The organism is Roseiterribacter gracilis (assembly GCA_018332375.1).
GTDB lineage: Bacteria > Pseudomonadota > Alphaproteobacteria > BOG-932 > Roseiterribacteraceae > Roseiterribacter > Roseiterribacter gracilis.
Genome location: BOPV01000001.1, coordinates 2,733,456 through 2,752,224, shown reverse-complemented (window position 1 = coordinate 2,752,224; position 18,769 = coordinate 2,733,456). Strand labels below are relative to the sequence as shown.

At 64.1% G+C, this 18,769-nt stretch carries 16 protein-coding genes; 12 read left to right on the top strand and 4 right to left on the bottom strand.

What is annotated here, in order from left to right; all coding sequences use genetic code 11:
• The first annotated feature begins 24 nt into the window (after nucleotides 1–24).
• From TMPK1_RS13580 to TMPK1_RS13560, 5 genes are all read left to right on the top strand, one after another.
• On the top strand, nucleotides 25–696 hold the full coding sequence (locus tag TMPK1_RS13580; protein WP_420243557.1) for an SDR family oxidoreductase: 672 nt from the start codon (nucleotides 25–27) through the stop codon (nucleotides 694–696).
• The gene (locus TMPK1_RS13575; protein WP_420243556.1) at nucleotides 693–1,115 is read left to right on the top strand and encodes a DUF1489 family protein; all 423 of its coding nucleotides are present in this window, start codon (nucleotides 693–695) and stop codon (nucleotides 1,113–1,115) included. The genes TMPK1_RS13580 and TMPK1_RS13575 overlap by 4 nt, the downstream gene beginning before the upstream one ends.
• A 108-nt stretch (nucleotides 1,116–1,223) precedes the next feature.
• On the top strand, nucleotides 1,224–3,092 hold the full coding sequence (locus TMPK1_RS13570) for an autotransporter domain-containing protein (RefSeq protein WP_420243555.1): 1,869 nt from the start codon (nucleotides 1,224–1,226) through the stop codon (nucleotides 3,090–3,092).
• Between the two features lie 66 nt (nucleotides 3,093–3,158).
• Nucleotides 3,159–4,799 (top strand): sensor histidine kinase, encoded by a 1,641-nt coding sequence (locus TMPK1_RS13565; RefSeq protein ID WP_420243554.1) that lies wholly within the window; start codon nucleotides 3,159–3,161, stop codon nucleotides 4,797–4,799.
• Nucleotides 4,796–5,257, top strand: coding sequence for a response regulator (locus TMPK1_RS13560; RefSeq protein ID WP_420243553.1), 462 nt, complete (start codon nucleotides 4,796–4,798; stop codon nucleotides 5,255–5,257). The genes TMPK1_RS13565 and TMPK1_RS13560 overlap by 4 nt, the downstream gene beginning before the upstream one ends.
• A gap of 87 nt (nucleotides 5,258–5,344) precedes the next feature.
• Here TMPK1_RS13560 and TMPK1_RS13555 read toward each other — a convergent pair whose 3' ends face one another.
• Both TMPK1_RS13555 and TMPK1_RS13550 read right to left on the bottom strand, forming a co-directional pair.
• Nucleotides 5,345–6,478, bottom strand: a complete 1,134-nt coding sequence (locus tag TMPK1_RS13555) for a type III PLP-dependent enzyme (RefSeq protein ID WP_420243552.1) — start codon at nucleotides 6,476–6,478, stop codon at nucleotides 5,345–5,347.
• 407 nt (nucleotides 6,479–6,885) lie between these two features.
• The gene (locus tag TMPK1_RS13550) at nucleotides 6,886–9,048 is read right to left on the bottom strand and encodes a TonB-dependent receptor (RefSeq protein WP_420243551.1); all 2,163 of its coding nucleotides are present in this window, start codon (nucleotides 9,046–9,048) and stop codon (nucleotides 6,886–6,888) included.
• A gap of 105 nt (nucleotides 9,049–9,153) precedes the next feature.
• On the opposite strand from TMPK1_RS13550, the gene TMPK1_RS13545 reads away from it, so the two are divergent.
• The 7 genes from TMPK1_RS13545 (at nucleotide 9,154) to TMPK1_RS13515 (ending at nucleotide 15,432) form a co-directional block, all read left to right on the top strand.
• On the top strand, nucleotides 9,154–10,074 hold the full coding sequence (locus TMPK1_RS13545) for an ABC transporter permease subunit (protein WP_420243550.1): 921 nt from the start codon (nucleotides 9,154–9,156) through the stop codon (nucleotides 10,072–10,074).
• Entirely contained in the window at nucleotides 10,074–11,477 is a 1,404-nt protein-coding gene (livM, locus tag TMPK1_RS13540; RefSeq protein ID WP_420243549.1) for a high-affinity branched-chain amino acid ABC transporter permease LivM, read from the top strand. The genes TMPK1_RS13545 and livM overlap by 1 nt, the downstream gene beginning before the upstream one ends.
• Nucleotides 11,474–12,274: an ABC transporter ATP-binding protein gene (locus TMPK1_RS13535; RefSeq protein ID WP_420243548.1), complete on the top strand. Its 801-nt coding sequence runs from the start codon at nucleotides 11,474–11,476 to the stop codon at nucleotides 12,272–12,274. Before livM ends, TMPK1_RS13535 begins: the two co-directional genes overlap by 4 nt.
• Complete coding sequence (locus TMPK1_RS13530; protein ID WP_420243547.1) at nucleotides 12,274–12,990, top strand: ABC transporter ATP-binding protein; 717 nt, start codon at nucleotides 12,274–12,276, stop codon at nucleotides 12,988–12,990. Before TMPK1_RS13535 ends, TMPK1_RS13530 begins: the two co-directional genes overlap by 1 nt.
• A 28-nt stretch (nucleotides 12,991–13,018) precedes the next feature.
• Nucleotides 13,019–14,137, top strand: a complete 1,119-nt coding sequence (locus TMPK1_RS13525) for a branched-chain amino acid ABC transporter substrate-binding protein (protein WP_420243546.1) — start codon at nucleotides 13,019–13,021, stop codon at nucleotides 14,135–14,137.
• 221 nt (nucleotides 14,138–14,358) lie between these two features.
• Nucleotides 14,359–15,006, top strand: a complete 648-nt coding sequence (locus TMPK1_RS13520) for a hypothetical protein (RefSeq protein ID WP_420243545.1) — start codon at nucleotides 14,359–14,361, stop codon at nucleotides 15,004–15,006.
• 57 nt (nucleotides 15,007–15,063) lie between these two features.
• Nucleotides 15,064–15,432, top strand: a complete 369-nt coding sequence (locus tag TMPK1_RS13515; protein ID WP_420243544.1) for a hypothetical protein — start codon at nucleotides 15,064–15,066, stop codon at nucleotides 15,430–15,432.
• A 215-nt stretch (nucleotides 15,433–15,647) separates the two neighbouring features.
• On the opposite strand, the gene ppk2 is transcribed toward TMPK1_RS13515, so the two are convergent.
• Entirely contained in the window at nucleotides 15,648–16,463 is an 816-nt protein-coding gene (ppk2, locus tag TMPK1_RS13510; protein WP_420243543.1) for a polyphosphate kinase 2, read from the bottom strand.
• Nucleotides 16,464–16,473: 10 nt separating this feature from the next.
• Nucleotides 16,474–18,684, bottom strand: coding sequence for a CHASE2 domain-containing protein (locus TMPK1_RS13505; protein WP_420243542.1), 2,211 nt, complete (start codon nucleotides 18,682–18,684; stop codon nucleotides 16,474–16,476).
• Nucleotides 18,685–18,769: the final 85 nt, after the last annotated feature.

Here is an 18,769-nt window from a genome sequence, read left to right as displayed (position 1 = left end):
TGGATTTCAGGCCGCAAAATAGAGATGAAAACAATCCTCGTCACCGGCGCAAATCGCGGCCTCGGGCTGGAATATGCGCGCCAATATGCGGCCGATGGCTGGCGCGTGCTTGCCGCCTGCCGCGACCCCGACAACGCAACCGAACTGCGCGCGCTCAAGGTCGAGCCGTTCGCGCTCGACGTCGCCGATCCAGCCTCGATCAAAGCCGCGGCGGCACGCCTCGACGGCATCAAGCTCGACGTGCTGCTGCACAATGCCGGCGTGTTGGAGGGATGGGGCAAGTCGCTCACCGAAACCACGCGCGACGAATTCGAACGCGTGCTGCGCGTCAATCTGCTTGGCCCCTTCGACATCACGCGTACGGTGCTTCCGTGCCTGGGCGTCGGGTCCAAGATCGCCATCATGACCAGCGGCATGGGATCGATGACCAATATCGGCAGCGGCAAGTTCTACGCCTACCGCACGTCGAAGGCGGCGGTGAACATGCTGGGCACCTGTCTCGCGCACGAGCTTGGCGATCGCGGCATCGCGGTCGTGTTGCTGCATCCCGGCTGGGTGCACACCGAAATGGGCGGCAAGGACGCGCCGCTCGATCCGCAAACCTCGGTGCGCGGTTTGCGCCAGCGCATCAACGAGACGACGGTCGCCAATAGCGGCCGCTTCGTTGCGTATGACGGGCAGGAGCTGCCCTGGTGACGCAACTGCACTTGATCAAATTGTGCGTCGGCGTCAGCGAACCGAAGCAGCTTGCAGGATTTCAGAAGCGGCGCACCTTCAAGTTCGGCCGCAAGAACGCGACGTGGCACAAGACGCGGCACAAGCCGAGCCGGGACGAAGAGATCCTTGCCGGCGGATCGATCTATTGGGTGATGAACGGACTCATTCGTTGCCGCCAACCGGTGCTGGGGTTCGAGACTGGCGTCGATGACGGCGTGCCGTTCTGCAAAATTCTGCTCGCGCCCAAGATCGTCACGACACAGCCCGTGGCTCGCCGCCCGTTTCAAGGTTGGCGGTATCTTGCGGGCAATGACGCGCCGCCCGATATGGCCGACACCGACTCCGCGCCAATGCCCAGTGAAATGCTGCAAGAGCTGCGCAACCTCGGCTTGCTCTAAACCTGCTGTTGCAGTGGGCTGCGAATCGCAGCTCTTGCGCGCAATTCGAACTCGTCTTCCAATCCGCACCAACGGCACCAGCAGTGTGCCTACGCGGAGGAAACGCCCATGGTTCGGACAGTTTATGCTGCCGTATTGGCGGCCACGCTTGCATGCAGCTCGCATGCGTTTGCTGACAATGGCAGCGAGTATCGCGGCCTGTATGTCTTCGGCGACAGTCTCAGCGACAACGGCAACATTCCGCGCCTGACCGGCGTGACGTATCCGCCGGCGCCGTATTTCCAGTCGCGTTTTTCGAACGGCCCGGTCTACGCCGAATATCTGCCGGGGCTGCTCGGCTTTTCCGCCGTCGGCAACAATGCAGTCGGCGGTGCATTCGCAGGGCGCGGCAACACGACGGCGGTGCCCGCCGGTCTGCCGGGCACGACGGATGAAATCGAACGGTTTCTGATCGCACGGCCCAACGCGGATGCGCGCGACCTGTTCATCGTGTTCGCCGGTGCCAATGATGGGCTGCGCGTGTTGGGCGCAGCCGCAACGACGCCGCCGGCGCAAGTGCCGGCGCTGCTGCAATCGTCGATCACCAGCGCAATCACCAGCACGCTCGACAATCTCGGTCGTCTGACCGCCAGCGGCGCGTCGCAATTCGTCGTGCCCAACCTGCCCGATCTGGGCCGCACGCCGAGCGCGATTGCGGCCGGGCCTGCAGGACAGCAATTGGCGAGCCTGTTCGCGCAGAATTACAACGCGGCTTTGGCGGGCATTCTGCAGCAACGCGCTGACTCGGTGCGCATCGTGCCGTTCGACGTCGCTGCGATCTTCAACGACCTCACCACCAACCCGTCGCGCTATGGCCTGGTCAACGTCACCCAGGCTTGCGTCAACGTGCCGAGCTGCGTCACCGGTTCGACCGCGACGCAAAACCAGTTCCTGTTCTGGGACACGGTCCATCCGACCGCGAACGTGCACGCCGCGATCGGTTCGATGATGGCGCATGTATTGAGCGGTCCCGCCGTGTTCGCGGGCTTGCAGGAACTTGGCGACGTGTCGCGCCGCCAGATCGAAGCGCAGATCGTCACCGGCGCCGGCTTTGACGCGGCGTCGGGCAATATCGCAACAGCGCAGCTGAGCCAGGGCGACCGTCCGTTGTTGCTGCGCGTCTCGGGAACGTACGGAAACGGTTCGCGCGACGGCGTGCGCGGCCGGCGCGGCTTCGAGTACGACACCGGGTCGGGCGTTGTTGCGCTCGACTGGCGCGTCGCGCCCGGCTGGACGGTCGGCGCTGCAATCGGCGTGTCGAGCGGCTCGGCAGATTTCGATCTCGCCGGCGGCAAGGCCGATTACCGGTCGGTCGTGGGCGCATTCCACGCCGCGTATGTGGCGGGTGATTTTGCAGCCAGCGCCTATGTCGATTATGCGCGTGACGAATTCCGCAACATCGTGCGGCCGGTCGGCGCCGCAGGTTTGGACACGCGCGGCGAGACCGATGGATCGACAACCGGCTTCGGCCTGTCGGCGAAATACGCGATGCCTTTTGGCGCCGTGCGCGTCGGACCGATCGGTGGCGTGCGCTATTCGAACGGGCGCATCGACGGCTACACCGAAACTGGCCTGCCGTTCCTGGCGCAGATCGTCGATCCACAGAAAAGCCTGACGTCCGTGCGCGGCGACGGCGGCGGATTTTTACAGACCGATTTGGCGTTGGGCGGTGCAGTGCTGCGCAGCACCTTGGTCGCGACGTTGGAACATGACTTCCAGGACACGTCGCGCACGCTGACATCGCGGATCGTGTCGCAATCGACGATTCCGACCAACACGATGTTGGGCGCGTATGACGACACGTGGGGTCGCGTCGGCGCAACGATCGAATTGGTGCAGGCGGGGCCGTTCCAGGCATCGCTTGGCGGTTCAACCACGGTCGGCAAAAGCGACGGTCGCGATTGGGCGATCGGCGGACGGCTCGGCTTCCGCTTCTAATCCTCACACAGAGAAGAGCGCTGCCGCTTCTGGCGGGCGCGCAGCGCTCTCTCTACACTCGGCGTCATGGCTCGCCGGTCGCACACACTTCAACCTGGCCAGCCCGGCGCGATCCACACGATCGATTTGCTGGTTCTTGCTTGCGTCCTGCTTCCGCTGGCGTTGTTTCTGCTTGCGGCAATCGAGACCCGCACGCGGTTGCTGCGCGACGCCGAACGTGACGCCGACCGGCTTGTCGAGCTGTTGCACGAACACGCGCAGAAAGTGTTCGAAACCGAATCGCTGGTGATGGAGCAGGCTGAGACCCGCGTTGCGGATCTCGATAGCGGTCGTGGCGATCTTGCGTCGGTTCAGGATTTCTTTGCGCAAACCGCGCAGCGGTTGCCGCAGATCGATGCGATCCTGGTGCTCGATAACGCCGGACGCGTGCGCATCGCCAGCGATCCGGCGCTGCATGCGTCGACCGATTTTGCGCGCATCACCGCCGCCGCTGCGGCGGCTGCAGCACCGGGCACAATCGTCGTCACGCCGCCGGGTCCGGCGCTGACAGCAGAAGGGCCGCCGGTCTATGCCCTGGCGCGCCGCGATCCAGCGCGCGGCACGACGACAGTGCTCACTGCGGCGCCGACCTATTTCACCGCCTTCTGGAACGTGCTCATGCCGCGCGACGGATCGGCCACGTTGTTTCTTGCCGACGGCGTCGTGCTGGCACGCGCGCCGCAGACCGGCGACTTCACCGGTGCAGAACAGGCCAGCAGTGGCTTCCGGCGATTTGCCGTCGGGGCGCGTGGCGTCTATCGCGCGACGTCGGCGATCGACGGCGTCGATCGCACCTATGCATTCCGCCGCGCCGATCCATGGCCGATTTTTCTCGTCGCCGGCATTGCCGACAGCACGGTCGAACGCGCCTGGCTGCGTGCGTGCGTCGGGTATGGGGCGTTGGCGCTGTTGTCGTCGACGGCGCTGATGACGATCGCGCTCAACATTCGCCGGCGCGCGCGGATCGACGCCGAGTTCCGCGCCGATCTCGAACGGGCGGTTGCGTCACGCACGGTCGAGCTTGCGCGCGGGCTCGACGAAAAAGAATTGCTTGTGCGCGAGATCCATCACCGCGTGAAAAACAACATGCAGACGATCATGAGCCTGCTTGCGATCCAGGGCGCTGCGGTTGGTGGGCCGCTGCAGGCGCAATTCCGCGCCGCGGCGCAGCGGATCGAGACCATGGCGTCGTTGCACAAGCAGCTCTACCAGCAGGATGAAATCGAAGGCGTCGAGTTCGGTCCCTATCTCGAACGTCTGGTGCGCAGCCAGGTTACGTTGGCCGGTGCCGAAGATCGGATTGCGGTGCGCGTCGAAGCGCAGAAAGTGCGATTCGCGCTCGATCTCGGCACGCCGCTGGCGTTGATCGCAAATGAGGCGCTGTCGAATGCGCTGAAACATGCGTTTCCCGATCAGCGGCACGGCGCCGTGTTCGTCCGTCTTGAGGTGCATGGGTTGCGCGTCACCTTGACCATCGAAGATGACGGCGTAGGGTCGCCCGCAACGACCGACGATAGTGCCGATACAGGGCAGGGACTGGGGATGCGGCTGGTTCGTTCCTTTGCGCGTTCGCTGCGCGCCGACGTGCAGGTCGTCGATCTTGCACCAGGTACGCGGCTGGTCATTGCGTTCAACGCGCCCGAAACCAGCGTGCGCGAGGTTGCGTGAGCGTCCAGTTCGCACCCGGCGATCCGCCCGATTTCCTCTCGCTCACCATGGGCGAGGATGAAGACGACCATCGCGATACCGCGCCGCGCGTGAAATTGCTGATCGTCGAAGACGACCCGTTCATCGCGCTGCATCTGGAAATGCTGGTCGAGAGCTGGGGCTACACCGTGATCGGTGTCTGCGTCACCGGCCCCGAAGCGATCACCATGGCCGAGTTGCACCGGCCCGAGGTGATTCTGTCGGACGTGAAGCTGCTGGGCCCAATGGACGGGATCGAAGCAGCCGCCAAGATCTTCGAACGGCAAGCGCCGAAGGTGATCTTCCTGACCGCCTTTCACGAAGGCCCGATCGCCGAGCGGATGAAGGCGTTGCCGAATTTCGGCATTCTTCCCAAGCCGCTCGATGAAGCCAGCCTGCGTGAAGCGCTGGCGCGCGCGATGGCATCGCGGCTCGACTAGCCAGCGCAGAAACGAAAATGGCGGTCACCGTAGTGACCGCCATCTCTCGACTTTGCGAGGCAGCGTCCTTTGGACGCGAAGCTTCCCTTAGATGTAGTGCGCCTTGAGCGGCTCGAAGCCGTTAAACGCCACGGCCGAGTATGTCGTCGTATAGGCACCGGTCGCAAGGATTTCGATCTTGTCGCCGATCGCCAAATCTTCCGGCAGGCGATAGTCCGCCTTCTCATACAGAACGTCGGCGCTGTCGCAGGTCGGTCCGGCGATGATCACCGGCTTGGGCGTGCCCTGCCGGCCATTGACCACCAACGGATACTGGATCGCTTCGTCCATCGTCTCGGCGAGGCCGCCGAACTTGCCGATGTCGAGGAACACCCAGCTGCGCTCGTCCTTGTTGTGCGACTTCTTGCTGATCAGGACGACTTCGGTCTGGATCACGCCCGCATTGCCGACCATGCCGCGACCCGGCTCGATGATCGTTTCCGGAATCCGGTTGCCGAAGTGACGGCGCAGCGCGTCGGTGATCGCGATGCCGTACTGCTTCGCGGTCGGGACGGACTTTTTGTACTTGGTCGGAAAGCCACCGCCCAAATTGACCATGCGCAAGGTCAGCCCGTCGGCTTCCAGCTCGCGGAACAGGTTGGCGGTCGCGGCCAGCGCTTCGTCCCACTGTTTCGGATCGCGCTGCTGCGAGCCGACATGGAACGACGCGCCGATCGGCTCGACGTTCATGTCGCGCGCCTTCAGCAGCAGCGACTTCGCCATCGCGACGTCGCAGCCGAACTTGCGGCTGAGCGGCCAGTCGGCGCCGTTGCCCGAAGTCAGGATGCGGCAGAAGACTTCGCTGCCCGGCGCGGCGCGTTCGATCTTCTCCAGCTCGGCTTCGCTGTCGAACGCGTACAGGCGTACACCGCGCGCATACGCGGCCGCGATGTCGGCTTCTTTCTTGATCGTGTTGCCGTAGCTGATCCGGTCGGGCGTAGCACCGGCGGCCAGGACCATGTCGATTTCGGCGACGCCGGCGGTGTCAAAGCTCGAACCCAGGCGGGCGAGCAGCGCCAGAATCTCAGGCGCGGGGTTGGCTTTCACGGCGTAGTAGATCGCCGAGTCAGGCAGCGCCTTGCGCAGGTTTTTGAAATTCTCTTCGACCACGTCGAGGTCCACCACCAGGCAAGGCGTGGCGGGTCGTCGTTCTGCGAAGTAGCGGGCGATTTTAGCGGTCATAGCAAACGGGCTCCCAATTCGCCTCGAGGGCGATCCAGGTTCTTGTCTTCCAAAGCGGCGGAAAGGGCGGGCGCGGATTAGGCTGCGCAGCGCGTGGGTCTACACGCGGTGACAGCGAGAATCGTAGCTCGGACAGGAATCGGGATGGGCGTGTGCCCACCGACAACAACTTTCAACATCATACCCTCCAAGACGCCGCCTTGCTTAAGGGACGGTCGGTGGATACGCGTTGCGTCGTTGCATAAACCTACAAGTCGGGCCTCAACGGCAGCGACAAGGGCCAGTGGCACGTGCGCGTTAGCGATCGAGGGCCATATCGCCCCTCTCGCCCTTGATTTCAAGAAAAAAATTCAGCCTGCGCCCGGCATGTGACGAAAACGTCACTGTTGCCGGACGCTCGCAGCCTCTCAGGCGCCAAAACGCCAGCGCAACGTGGCGCCGAAGGTTCGCCCGTCCGCCGCTTCAACCAGGAAGACGCGCGTCGCGGTGCTGCGCTGGCGGGTGTTGAAGCGGATGACGACCGGCGGCGTGCTGTCGTCCGTCAGATTCTTGACCCACAGCGACAGCTCAACCGGACCGCTGACGGCACCGATTCGTGCGTTCAGCTTGGTGTCGTCGCCGACATAGGCGGTGTTCGACGCCTCGGCATATTGCTTGGACTGCCAGGTGCCTTCGAGCCGGACATAGCCGTCGACGTCACGGCCGAGTCCTTCGATCGGCTGGCGATACTCGGTGCTCGCCGCCACCTGATGCCGCGAATAGCGCGGCAGAAAATGGTCCGCGACGTCGCCCGTCGGCGCAAAGCCCGCCGCGTTGGCCAGGTCGGGGTCGCGGTACGAATCAAAGCGCGCGTCGGTGAAGGCGTAGCCAAGATCGACCGACCAGCGATCGGTCGGCTTGGCGCGCAGCGCCAGCTCAAAGCCCTTGCTCGTCGTGGCGCCCGCATTGGTGTTGTAGAAATTGAGGCTCTGGCCGGCCGCGCTCGAGGCGCTGACCTGCTGGTTCGACCAATCGATCCAGAACAAGGACAGCTCGGCCTGCAGCCGGCGATCGAGCCAGCTCGTCTTGGTGCCGACTTCGTAGGTCCAGTTCGTCTCGGGCTGATAGGCCCGCTCGGAATCGAACAGATTGGTCATGTCGTTGAAGCCGCCGGTTTTGAAGCCGCGCGCCACCGACGCGTACACAGTCGCGTCGCGCGTCACGTCCCAGGTCGCGGCGAATTTTGGCGTCCAGCTCGTCCAGCGCGCTTCGAGATTGAGCGGCTTTCCGGTGCGATCGAGAATTTCGCTGACAAAGCTTTTGCGTTCGTCGGAGAAGCGCAGTTCGCCGGTGAGCGACACGTCCGGCCGCACGCGCCAGGTCACGGAACCGTAGGTCGCAAGCGCCGTCGTGGTGGTGATCGAACGCGGACCGGTCGGCGGCAAGCCGGCGAAGTTGTTGATGTCGCGCTGCCGGATATCGTTCTGGAAGCGGTAGTAATTGACGCCCGCAAGCCAGGTCAGCGCACCGCCATCGACGCTCTGCAAACGCAGATCCTGCTGCGTATCTTTGCGCGTGGTCGATTGCTGGCGCGTGAAATCCAAGGTCGGCGTGTAGTCGTCGTCACGCACGAAGTTCGATTGATCCTGCGCAAACGAACTCAACGAACGCAGCGCCACGTCGCCCAGCGAATACGTCACGCGCAGCGTCTGGCGCGCGGTCTCGCGCAGCAACCCGTACGGATAGTTGTTGACCGCAAACGGACCGCGCCGCTCCGGCACTTCACCGCAATAGAGTTTGAACGGGCCGCTCGGCACCGTCGCCGAACAGTTGGGCTGCAACGGATAGAGCGGCGGCTGTTGATCCTGATCGAGCGAATAGGTCGTGCGTGCCAAGATCTCGAGCGAGTCGGACGGCGTGAAGCGCAGCGCCAAGGTCACGGCGCGCGTCATCTGATCGCCCAACGTGCCGCCGGTCTCGTTGCGGAAATAGCCGCCGAAATCGTGCCACACGCCCGCGATGCGCGCCGACACTTTGCCGTCGACGATCGGGCCGCCGATCGCACCTTTCAGCTCGTAGCGCGACTTGGTGCCGATCGTGCCTTCGACATAGCCGTCGAGTTGGTCTGTCGGCTGCTTTTGCAGCACGTTGATCGCGCCGCCGAACGTGTTGCGGCCGTAGAGTGCCGATTGCGGGCCTTTGACCACTTCGATCCGTTCGAGATCGAACAACAAGCCGTTGATCGACGAACGGCCACCGACATAGGTGCCATCGAGGAACAGGCCCACATTGGGTTCGTCACCAATACCTGCCTGCACCAGTCCACGTACCGAAGGGGACGGGTTCAAGCGGCCGAACGGGTCGGAAATTACAAAACCGGGCGCGCGGGCCGCGACTTCGGCCAGCGAATCGATATGCGCCCGCGCGATCGTCTGTTCATCCAGCACGGTCACCGTAGCCGGCACATCGCGCAGTTTTTCGGCGCGTTGGCGCGCGGTGACGATGATCTCTTCGGTTTGCGCGGAGGCGCTTTCGGTGGTGCCAAGACCGAGCAGCGTCGCGAGCACGAGCGATGTGGGGCTGAATTTCATGGACCAGCGCTAAACGAAGCGGTGATTGCCCGTCGAGCCGTGGCGTCCCGGTCTGCGCGGGCCTGTATTGCCCGAGGGACATGGTTCGTGCACGTTCCGCCGCCGATGGCGTATTTTCTCCAACAGCTCGTCAACGGGCTGGTGCTCGGCTCGATCTACGGGCTGATCGCGATTGGCTACACGATGGTCTACGGGATCGTCGGCATGATCAATTTCGCCCACGGCGAGATTTACATGCTGGGCGCCTTCCTTGCTTTGATCGCCTTTGTGGCGCTTTCGGCGATCGGACTTTCGTCGGTGCCACTCACCCTTGTGATCGTTCTCGTCGTTGCGGTGACCTTCACCGCGGCCTGGGGGTGGACGGTCGAGCGTGTTGCCTACCGGCCGCTGCGAAATTCGCCGCGCCTGGCGCCGCTGATCTCGGCGATCGGCGTTTCGATCTTTCTGCAGAACTTCGTGCAGCTGACGCAGGGCGCGCGCTCGAAGGCGATCCAACCGGTGCTCCGCGGTGGCGTCACGCTCTATGGCGGCGGCGACGGCGGCTTTGCGGTCACAATCAGCTGGCTGCAGATCTTCATCGTCGTTTTCACGACCGTACTGATGATCGGCTTCACCTTGTTGATCGCGCGCACCTCGCTCGGCCGCGCCCAACGTGCCTGCAGCCAAGATCTCAAAATGGCGTCGCTGCTGGGCATCGATGTCGACAAGACGATCTCGACCACCTTCGTGATCGGTGCCGCACTGGCCGCGGTCGCGGGCATGCTGGTCACACTCTATTATGGCGTGATCGACTTCTTCATCGGCTTCCTCGCCGGCATCAAAGCCTTCACCGCGGCCGTTTTGGGCGGCATCGGCTCGCTGCCGGGCGCAATGTTGGGCGGGCTGTTGATCGGCCTGATCGAAGCGTTTTGGTCGGGCTATGCCGCAGCCGAATATAAAGACGTCGCCGTCTACGGCATTCTGGTTCTCGTGTTGACGGTGCGGCCGCAAGGGCTGCTCGGCCGTCCGATGATCGAGAAAGTCTGATGCTGCGCACCCCTCTGCGCGAAGCTTTGCTTCGGCCGCTGCGCGACGGTGCACTCGCCGGCTTCGTCGCACTCGTTCTGTGCCTGCCGATCGTCGGCTTGCCGACCAGCGAGACCGCCAACGGTCTGATCCTGCGGCCGCGCATTCCCGAAGCGATCGCGTTTGCGGTGGCGGTGTTCCTCGGGCGCTTCGCGCTCGGCGTTGCCGAAGCCGGACGTCCGCGGCCGGTCGCGTTGATCGCGCTGCTGGTTGCGATCGCAGCCCCTTTCATCCGCTTCGCGCCGGAATTCAGCGCCGCGCTTGCGATCGGTGGTTTGTTCGTCGCGTTGCGCGCGTCGTTGCTTGCCTTCCCGACATTGGCGGGGCGCATCACCGGCGGCGTCAAAATTCCGCCGGTCGCAATCAAGCGTGCGCCGCTTGTGATTCTGGCGTTGCTGGTGGTTCTGCCGCTGACGCCGGTGATCGATCGCCGTCTGCTCGACATTGCGATTCTGGTTCTGACCTACGTCATGCTGGGTTGGGGTTTGAACATCACAGTCGGCCTCGCCGGTCTGCTCGATCTTGGTTATGTCGCGTTCTTCGCGATCGGCGCCTATGCCTACGCGCTACTGTCGATTTCAGCCGGCCTGTCCTTCTGGGGTGCGTTGCCGATTGCCGGTCTCTGCGCAGCCGTTGCGGGCCTAGTTGTTGGCGGGCCGATCCTGCGTTTGCGCGGCGACTATTTCGCCATCGTCACCTTGGGCTTCGGCGAAATCACGCGGTTGATCGCGATCAATTGGAGCTCGCTCACCAGCGGCAGCCAGGGCATCGCGCAGATTCCGCGCATTAGCTTTTTCGGTGTCGCTGACTTCACCGCGACACCCGATGCCGGCCGTCACGCCTTCCACGAATTGTTCGGCATTTCGTTCGATCCGTCGCACCGCCAGATTTTCATTTTCTATGTGATCCTGGCGTTGGCGCTGGCAGTGAACGCGTTCATCGCACGCTCGCGCAAATTGCCGCTTGGCCGTGCCTGGGAAGCGCTGCGCGAAGACGAGATCGCGGCCCAGTCATTGGGGCTGAACTTGCAACGCATTCGTTTGTCGGCCTACGCCATCGCCGCGTCGTGGGGCGGATTGGCTGGCGCCTTCTTTGCCGTGCGCCAGGGCTTCATCAGCCCGGAAAGTTTCTCCTTCCTCGAAAGCGCGGTGATCCTCGCCATCGTGGTGCTGGGTGGCGTCGGCTCGCAGCTCGGCGTCGTGCTGGCTGCGATCGTGATGATCGGCGTGCCCGAACTGGTCCGGCAATTGGCCGAGTACCGCATGCTCGCCTTTGGTGTTGCGATGGTCGCGATCATGGTGTGGCGCCCGTCGGGCCTGATCAGCCGCCGCGAACCGTCGATCAGGTTGGGAGCTGCGCCATGAGCAAGCTTCTCAGCGTCGAGCATCTGACGATGCAGTTCGGTGGCTTGAAGGCGGTCAACGACGTCTCGTTCACCGCGTCGGCCTCGGCCATCACCGCCATCATCGGTCCCAACGGCGCCGGCAAGACGACGGTCTTCAATTGCCTGACCGGCTTCTATCACCCGACGCATGGCCGCATCATTCTGCAGCGCGAAGCGGGCGGCACGGTCGAGCTGCAGCATCTGCGCAAGCATCAGGTCGCGGCCCGCGCCAAAGTCGCACGCACCTTCCAGAACATCCGGCTCTTCGCCGGCATGACCGTGCTCGAAAATCTGATCGTGGCGCAGCACAACCGGTTGCAGCGCGCGTCCTTGTTCTCGATTGCGGGCCTGTTCGGCCTGCCTGCTTATAAGAATGCCGAGAAGGACGCGGTCGAACGCGCGCGCTTCTGGCTCGACCGGGTTGGGCTGACTGCGTCGGCCGACGTGCCGGCGGGATCGCTGCCCTACGGACAGCAGCGCAAGCTGGAGATCGTTCGCGCCCTTTGCACCGAACCGGTGTTGCTGTGCCTCGACGAGCCGGCGGCGGGATTGAACGGCAGCGAGACGGCCGAGCTGGCGCGGTTCCTGCGCGAGCTGCGCGACGAGCATGGTCTCGCGATCCTTCTGATCGAGCACGACATGGGCATGGTGATGGGAATCTCGGACCACATCGTGGTGCTGGATTACGGTCGCAAGATCGCCGATGCAGCGCCCGCGGTGATCAAGGAAGACCCGGCAGTCATCCGCGCCTATCTCGGCGAGCCGGAGGCCGCGTGATGCTCGAACTCACCGACATCCGCAGCTTCTACGGCGCGATCGAGGCGTTGAAGGGCGTGTCGATCGAAGTCCGCCAGGGCGAGATCGTGGCGCTGATCGGCGCCAACGGTGCCGGCAAGTCGACCTTGCTGATGACCATCTTCGGCAGTCCGCGCGCGCGGCACGGCGTGATCCGGTTCCTGGGCCAAGATATTTCGCAGCTGAAGACGCACGAGATCGCGCGGCTCGGCATCGCGCAGGCGCCCGAAGGCCGCCGCGTCTTCCCGCGCCTGACCGTGCTGGAAAATCTGAAGCTCGGCGCGATCCTGGCGCCGGCGGCGAATTTCGACCGCAATCTTGCGCGCGCCTACGCGATGTTCCCGCGGCTGGAAGAGCGGCAGGCGCAACGCGCCGGCACCTTGTCGGGCGGCGAGCAGCAAATGCTGGCAATCGCCCGCGCGCTGATGAGCGAACCGAAACTGTTATTGCTCGATGAGCCGTCGCTGGGCCTGGCGCCGCTGATCGTGCGCCAGATCTTTGCTGCCATCGCCGAAATCAATCGCGAACACGGCACCACCGTGCTGCTGGTCGAACAGAACGCGCACCAGGCGCTCAAGCTTGCCAACCGCGCGTACGTGCTGGTGAATGGCCGCATCCAGAGCACCGGGACCGGCGCCGAATTGTTGGCCAGCGACGAAGTTCGCGAGGCCTATCTCGGCGGCGCTGGTCACCACTGACATCTGCAAACGAACAGAGGAGCGGACGATGAAGGTCTCGAAGTGGGTCGCAGCGGTCGCGCTCGCGGTCGGTGTCGCGGCTTGTGGCGACAAAGGTGGCGGCGAGGTCACGATCGGTGTCGCGACGCCAATCACGGGCCAGTACGCGGCCTTCGGCGAACAGTTCAAGCGCGGCGCCGAAATGGCGATCGCCGATCTGAACGCGTCGGGCGGCGTCCTCGGCAAGAAACTCAAACTCAAGATCGGCGACGATAGCTGCGATCCGAAGCAGGCCGTCGCAGTCGCCAATTCGATGGTGTCGGACAAAGTGCCGGTGGTGATCGGCCACTATTGCTCGGGCTCGTCGATCCCGGCGTCGGACGTCTATGCCGAAGGCGGCGTGGTGCAGATCTCGCCCGCATCGACCAATCCGAAACTGACTGAAGACCCGAAGAAGACGACCGTGTTCCGCGTCTGCGGTCGTGACGATCAGCAGGGCAAAGTCGCCGCTGCGTTCATCGGCAAACAATATGCCGGCAAGAAGCTGGCGATCGCGCACGACAAGCAGGCCTACAGCCAGGGCCTCGCTGAAGAGACCAAGAAGTCGCTCAACGCGGCCGGCATCCAGGAAGTGTTGTTCGACACGGTGACGCCCGGTGAGAAGGACTACTCGGCCTTCGTGACCAAGTTGAAACAGGCGCAGGTCGAAGTTCTCTATTACGGCGGCTATCACACCGAAGCCGGCCTCATCGTGCGCCAGATGCGCGAGCAGGGCATGAACACGGTGCTGATCGGTGGCGACGCGATGGCGACGAAGGAATTCTGGGGCATCACCGGCGCTGCCGGCGAAGGCGTGCTCTTCACCTTCGGTCCCGATCCGACGCTCGATCCGAAGAATGCGGCGATCGTGAAGAAGTTCGTCGACGCCGGATATCAGCCCGAAGGCTACACGCTCTACACGTACGCAGCGGTACAGGCCTGGGCGCAGGCAGCGACCAAAGCGAACGGCATGGATGCGAAGAAGGTCGCCGAGCAATTGCGTGCGGCGCCGGCCGACACGGTGATGGGCTCGCTCGGCTTCGACAAGAAAGGCGATCTCACGACGCCGGCCTATCTCGTCTACACGTGGACGAACGGCGGTTGGAAACCACTGCCGACGCAAAGCTGATCCTTCGCGCAACCGCACGCGTGCGGTGTGATTGGAAACCCCAGGCGAGAGCCTGGGGTTTTCCTTTTGCGGTGCGCGCAGCATCGCGAGCGTGCGTACGCGTCGCTTTCGCGGCAGACGTACGTCCTGCTTTCGGGCGCGCGCGTCGCGCGCGCATCGGCATCGTCACGGCACCACGTGCGGGTCGTGCCACCGCAAGATCTGGGTTCCGCATCGGCGCGATGACCCGCATCTCGTATCCGTCTGTGTCGTTGTCGCGATGCAGCGCGGCGGTCGCGCGGGTCGTGACGGCGCTCGATACGGTGTCCGCGTTGCGTCCGAAGGCGGCGAGCACGCGACGTGCAAACACGTCGCCGATGGATTCAATTTGCGACGCGATGGAGCGTCATTCCGGGTGCGCGAACGGCCGAGTGATTCGCGCGATCGAGACCCCGTCACGCGTCTTCGGAACCCGATTTCGACTCATTTTCGGGGTCGTGACGGCCTCCATCGCAAATTTTTTTTGCCCCTCGCGCCGGCCGCCCGCCGACGCCGTCGCGGCGCCGTTCGCGCGCCGACGAAGCGGCGTCGCGCGCGTCACGCGTGAGCGCGCGCGCCGTAAAAAAATCCGCATGAACATTGTGCGCGTGCTGCATCGTGCAGTTCACGACGCGATCATTTGTCGGGAGTCATCGGGTGCGTTTTCGCGGCGCGCGCGGCGCGTCATCGACGGTCGGTTTGACCGCGTGCGCGACTCAAAACGCGCCAAAAATCCGCGCGCGACTCGCGAATGCGCTGGACAGATTCACAAATGTGCTATGCTGAAAACCGTGTACGTCGCGAATCACCTGCTTATTTTTCAGCGCGGCGTTCATCTGACGACACGTTAGAGGGGGGCCCTTATGGCTGATTTGGATAGCACGACGCCGGCGACGCCGGCTACGCCGGTGAAGCGCGGTCGCAAGACCACGCGTAAAGCGGCAGCGAAGAAGGCAGCGACGAAGCGCGGTCGTAAGACCACGCGTAAGGCCGCGGCCAAGAAGACCGGTGCCAAGAAGACCGGTCGCAAGAAGACCGCTCGTAAGGCGACCCGTAAGACGGGCGCGAAGAAGACCGGTCGTAAGAAGACCGCTCGCAAGGCCGCAGCGAAGAAGGGTGGTCGCAAGAAGACCGCTCGTAAGGCTGCTGCGAAGAAGGGCGGTCGCAAGAAGACGGCTCGCAAGTCGGCTGCAAAGAAGGGTGGTCGCAAGAAGACCGCTCGTAAGGCCGCTGCGAAGAAGCCGGCGACCAAGCGTTCGGCTCGCAAGAAGAAGTAATTCATTGAGTCGCGCCTAGGCGCGGCTCGTTTTGCTTCTGCGAGATCGGCGCGTGCGCATCTTCGCGCCGATATACTCTATCGAGACCCGCGCGGGCCTTGTCTCGCGCGGGTGATCGGTTTGGAACGACGGGCGGTGTCGCCTACTACGGCGATATCGTCCGTCGGTCCTCCTCAGGCGGCTTCGGCCGCTTTTTTCATGCCTGGCGTCAGGCCTTAGGGTGCGATCAGCCCGGCCTTCACCGCATGCTCGTCGTACGGAAAGACGATGTCGGGGTTCGGTACCGCCAGTTTTGAGTCGGCGCCGGGATAGTCGAGCCGCGCCAGCAGGTGCCGGATCAGATTCACCCGCGCCTGCTTCTTGTCGCCGGCCCGGACCACGGTCCAGGGCGAGGTCAGGGAATGGGTCCGCGCGAACATCTCGTTGCGGGCGGCGCTGTACGCGTCCCATTTTTTCAGCGCGACCGCGTCGATCGGGCTGATCTTCCACTGTTTCAGCGGATCGTCGCGGCGCGCTTTCATCCGCGCCTTCTGCTCGTCCTTGCTGATGTCGAGATAGTATTTGCAGAGACGGATTCCGTCCTGCGCCAGCATGGTTTCGAATTGCGGCACCGTCGCGAAGAAGGCGTCGACCTCTTTCTCGCTGGCAAACCCCATCACCCGCTCGACGCCGGCGCGGTTGTACCAAGAGCGGTTGAACAGAACGATTTCGCCGGCTGCGGGCAGATACGGCACCCAGCGCTGGAAGTACCATTGCGTCTTCTCGCGATCGGACGGCGCCGAGAGCGCGACGACGCGGGTTTCGCGCGGCGACAGATGTTCGGTGATGCGCTTGATCGCGCCGTCTTTGCCGCTGCCGTCGCGGCCTTCGAGCAGAATCAGGATCCGCTCGCCGCTTTTGATCGTGTGCCGCTGCAGCTTGACCAGCTCGACCTGCAGATCGTGCAGCTGCTTCTTGTAGAGATGGTCGCTGAGATGCGGGATCGGCGGCACCTTCGCCTTCTTGTCCTTCTTCGATTTCTTCGCGGCCATCTTGCGCCTCCTATTTGCTGTCGGCGATCACCGTTCCGTCCCAATCGGGCGGCGGCGGCTCGGCGGCGAAGGCGCGTACGCGGGCTTCGTACGTCGCGTACACGGTTGCCATGGCGGGCAACGCGGTGGCCAGCGCGCGCGCAATCTCGGCCGCCTGGTCCCAACGCCGCGCGCGATAGAATTGCAGCATCTGTTCGTGCGCCTGGGCCAGCGAGGTGAACTTGACGTCTGCCACGCGCTCGTCGCCCAGCAGCGCGTAGAGCCGTGTCGCCTCGTCGCGACCGACGACGCGCAGATGATCGACTTCCAGCGCGGCAAAGGATGGAACGCGCAGCCGGGTCTCTTCGCCGATCAGAATCGGCACGCCGTAGAATTTGGTCTGGCCTTCGAGCCGTGCCGCGACGTTGACCGCATCGCCGATCGCCGAATAGGCGAAGCGCTGCTCGGAGCCGAGATTGCCGACGCAGCACGGACCGGTATTCACGCCGATGCCGATGCGGAGCTGCGGCCCCTCCGGGCGGAGCGCGTTCAACCGATCGAGCTCGACCAGCATCGCCAGCGCTGCACGGCATGCGTTCTCGGCATGCGCTGCGTCGTCGAGCGGCGCGTTCCAGAACGCCATCACCGCGTCGCCGATATATTTGTCGATCGTGCCGCCGCGCCCCAGCACCGTGCCGGTCATCGGCGTCAGATAGCCGTTGAGCAGCGCCGTCAGCTCGGTCGGATCCATGCGCTGGCTCATGGCGGTGAAGCCGCGAATGTCGCTGAACAGAATCGACATATCGCGCATCTCGCCGCCCAGCCGCAGGCGTTCGGGATGAGCCGCCAAACGCTCGACCAGCGACGGCGCGAGATAGCGTCCAAACGCTTCGCGCACATGGCGTTTCTCGCCTTCGCTGCGTGCGAACGCGGTCAGCGCCGCAAGCGCATAGACGATCGTCAGTGCGAAGGACGGCGTCAGCGGATCCAGCATCAGATGGTCGCGTTCGAACAGCTGATAGGCGGCGACGCATGCGCCGCCGACGCTCAGCCCGCCCGCGATCGCGGCCGTCACCGCGCCGCGCCATTGCGCCAGCACGATGATCAGCAACCCGGCCGCGACCAGCCCGCCGCATTCAATCTGCCACGACCATTCGGGCCGCGTGATGAACTGGCCCGACAGCATCTGCTCGATCGCTTCGGCGTGATTTTCGACGCCCGCTGCAAGCTGGTTCATCGGGGTTGCGCGCATATCGAGCAGCCCTTTGGCGGACGTCCCGATCAGAACCACGCGGCCTTTGAGGAAGCCCGCATCGATACCGTTCTCGAACACGCGGTAAGCGGGCACGAAGCGTGCGTGGTTGCTGTTGTCGCTGAACCACAACCGGAAGAACCCATCGATCGTGTTGGTCGCGTCGGCTTCGACCGGCACGCGCAGCCCGCCGATCTTGAGCGTCGTCAGCCGATCGTCGGGTGCGATCGGTGAAATCCGGTCGGCCTCCGTCGCCAGCCGCACCGCTTCGACGTCGATCGAGGGGTAGGCGATGTGGGCGCGCGTATTGACCAGCTCGGCCAGCAGCGGCACGCGGCGGACCAGCCCGTCCGGATCGGGCTGCATGTTGAAATGCCCGTTGCCGGCGGCAGAGGCTTCGAATTCGGGCCGGTTGCGCACCGCGCCGACCAACGGCAGCAGCGGAATGTTTTTGGGTACGTCGAAGCGCGTCTTCAGCGTCGGCTGTTCGGTCTCGCGCGTCGGTTCGTCGACGAACGAAAATCCCAACACGACGCTGCGCGCACGGGCGATGGCGCCGGCGAAGATTTTGTCGTGGTCGGGCAGGGCCGCGATCGCGTTGCGCAGCGAGGCCTGATCGGGCCGCGGCGCCAGCAACGGCGCCAGTTGCGGTGGCGAGGTTCGGTCGGGCTGATCGAACAGCACGTCGAACACGATCGCCTTGGCGCCCAGCGCTGCGAGGCGATCGACCAGCTCGGCCAACTGCGTGCGCGGCCACGGCCATTGCCCGAAACGGCGCAGGCTTTCCTCATCGATATCGATGATGCGCACCGACTTGGCCGGATCCACCGGTCGCGGAAATTGCTGCAGGTACAGATCCAGCACCGCGAGCCGGAAGCGAAGTACGGGCGGCGGCGGTTCTTTGATCGCCATGGCCAGCGCGAACAGCAACAGCGTCGCGACGACGGCACCGAACCAGCGTCGCGCAAAGGGACGAAACAGACGCAGCATTGCGCCGACTGTGCCCATCGCGGCCGGCCGCGGCAAACGCGCTTTTCTCCGTCAATATGTGATATAGAAGAATGCGTAATAACGC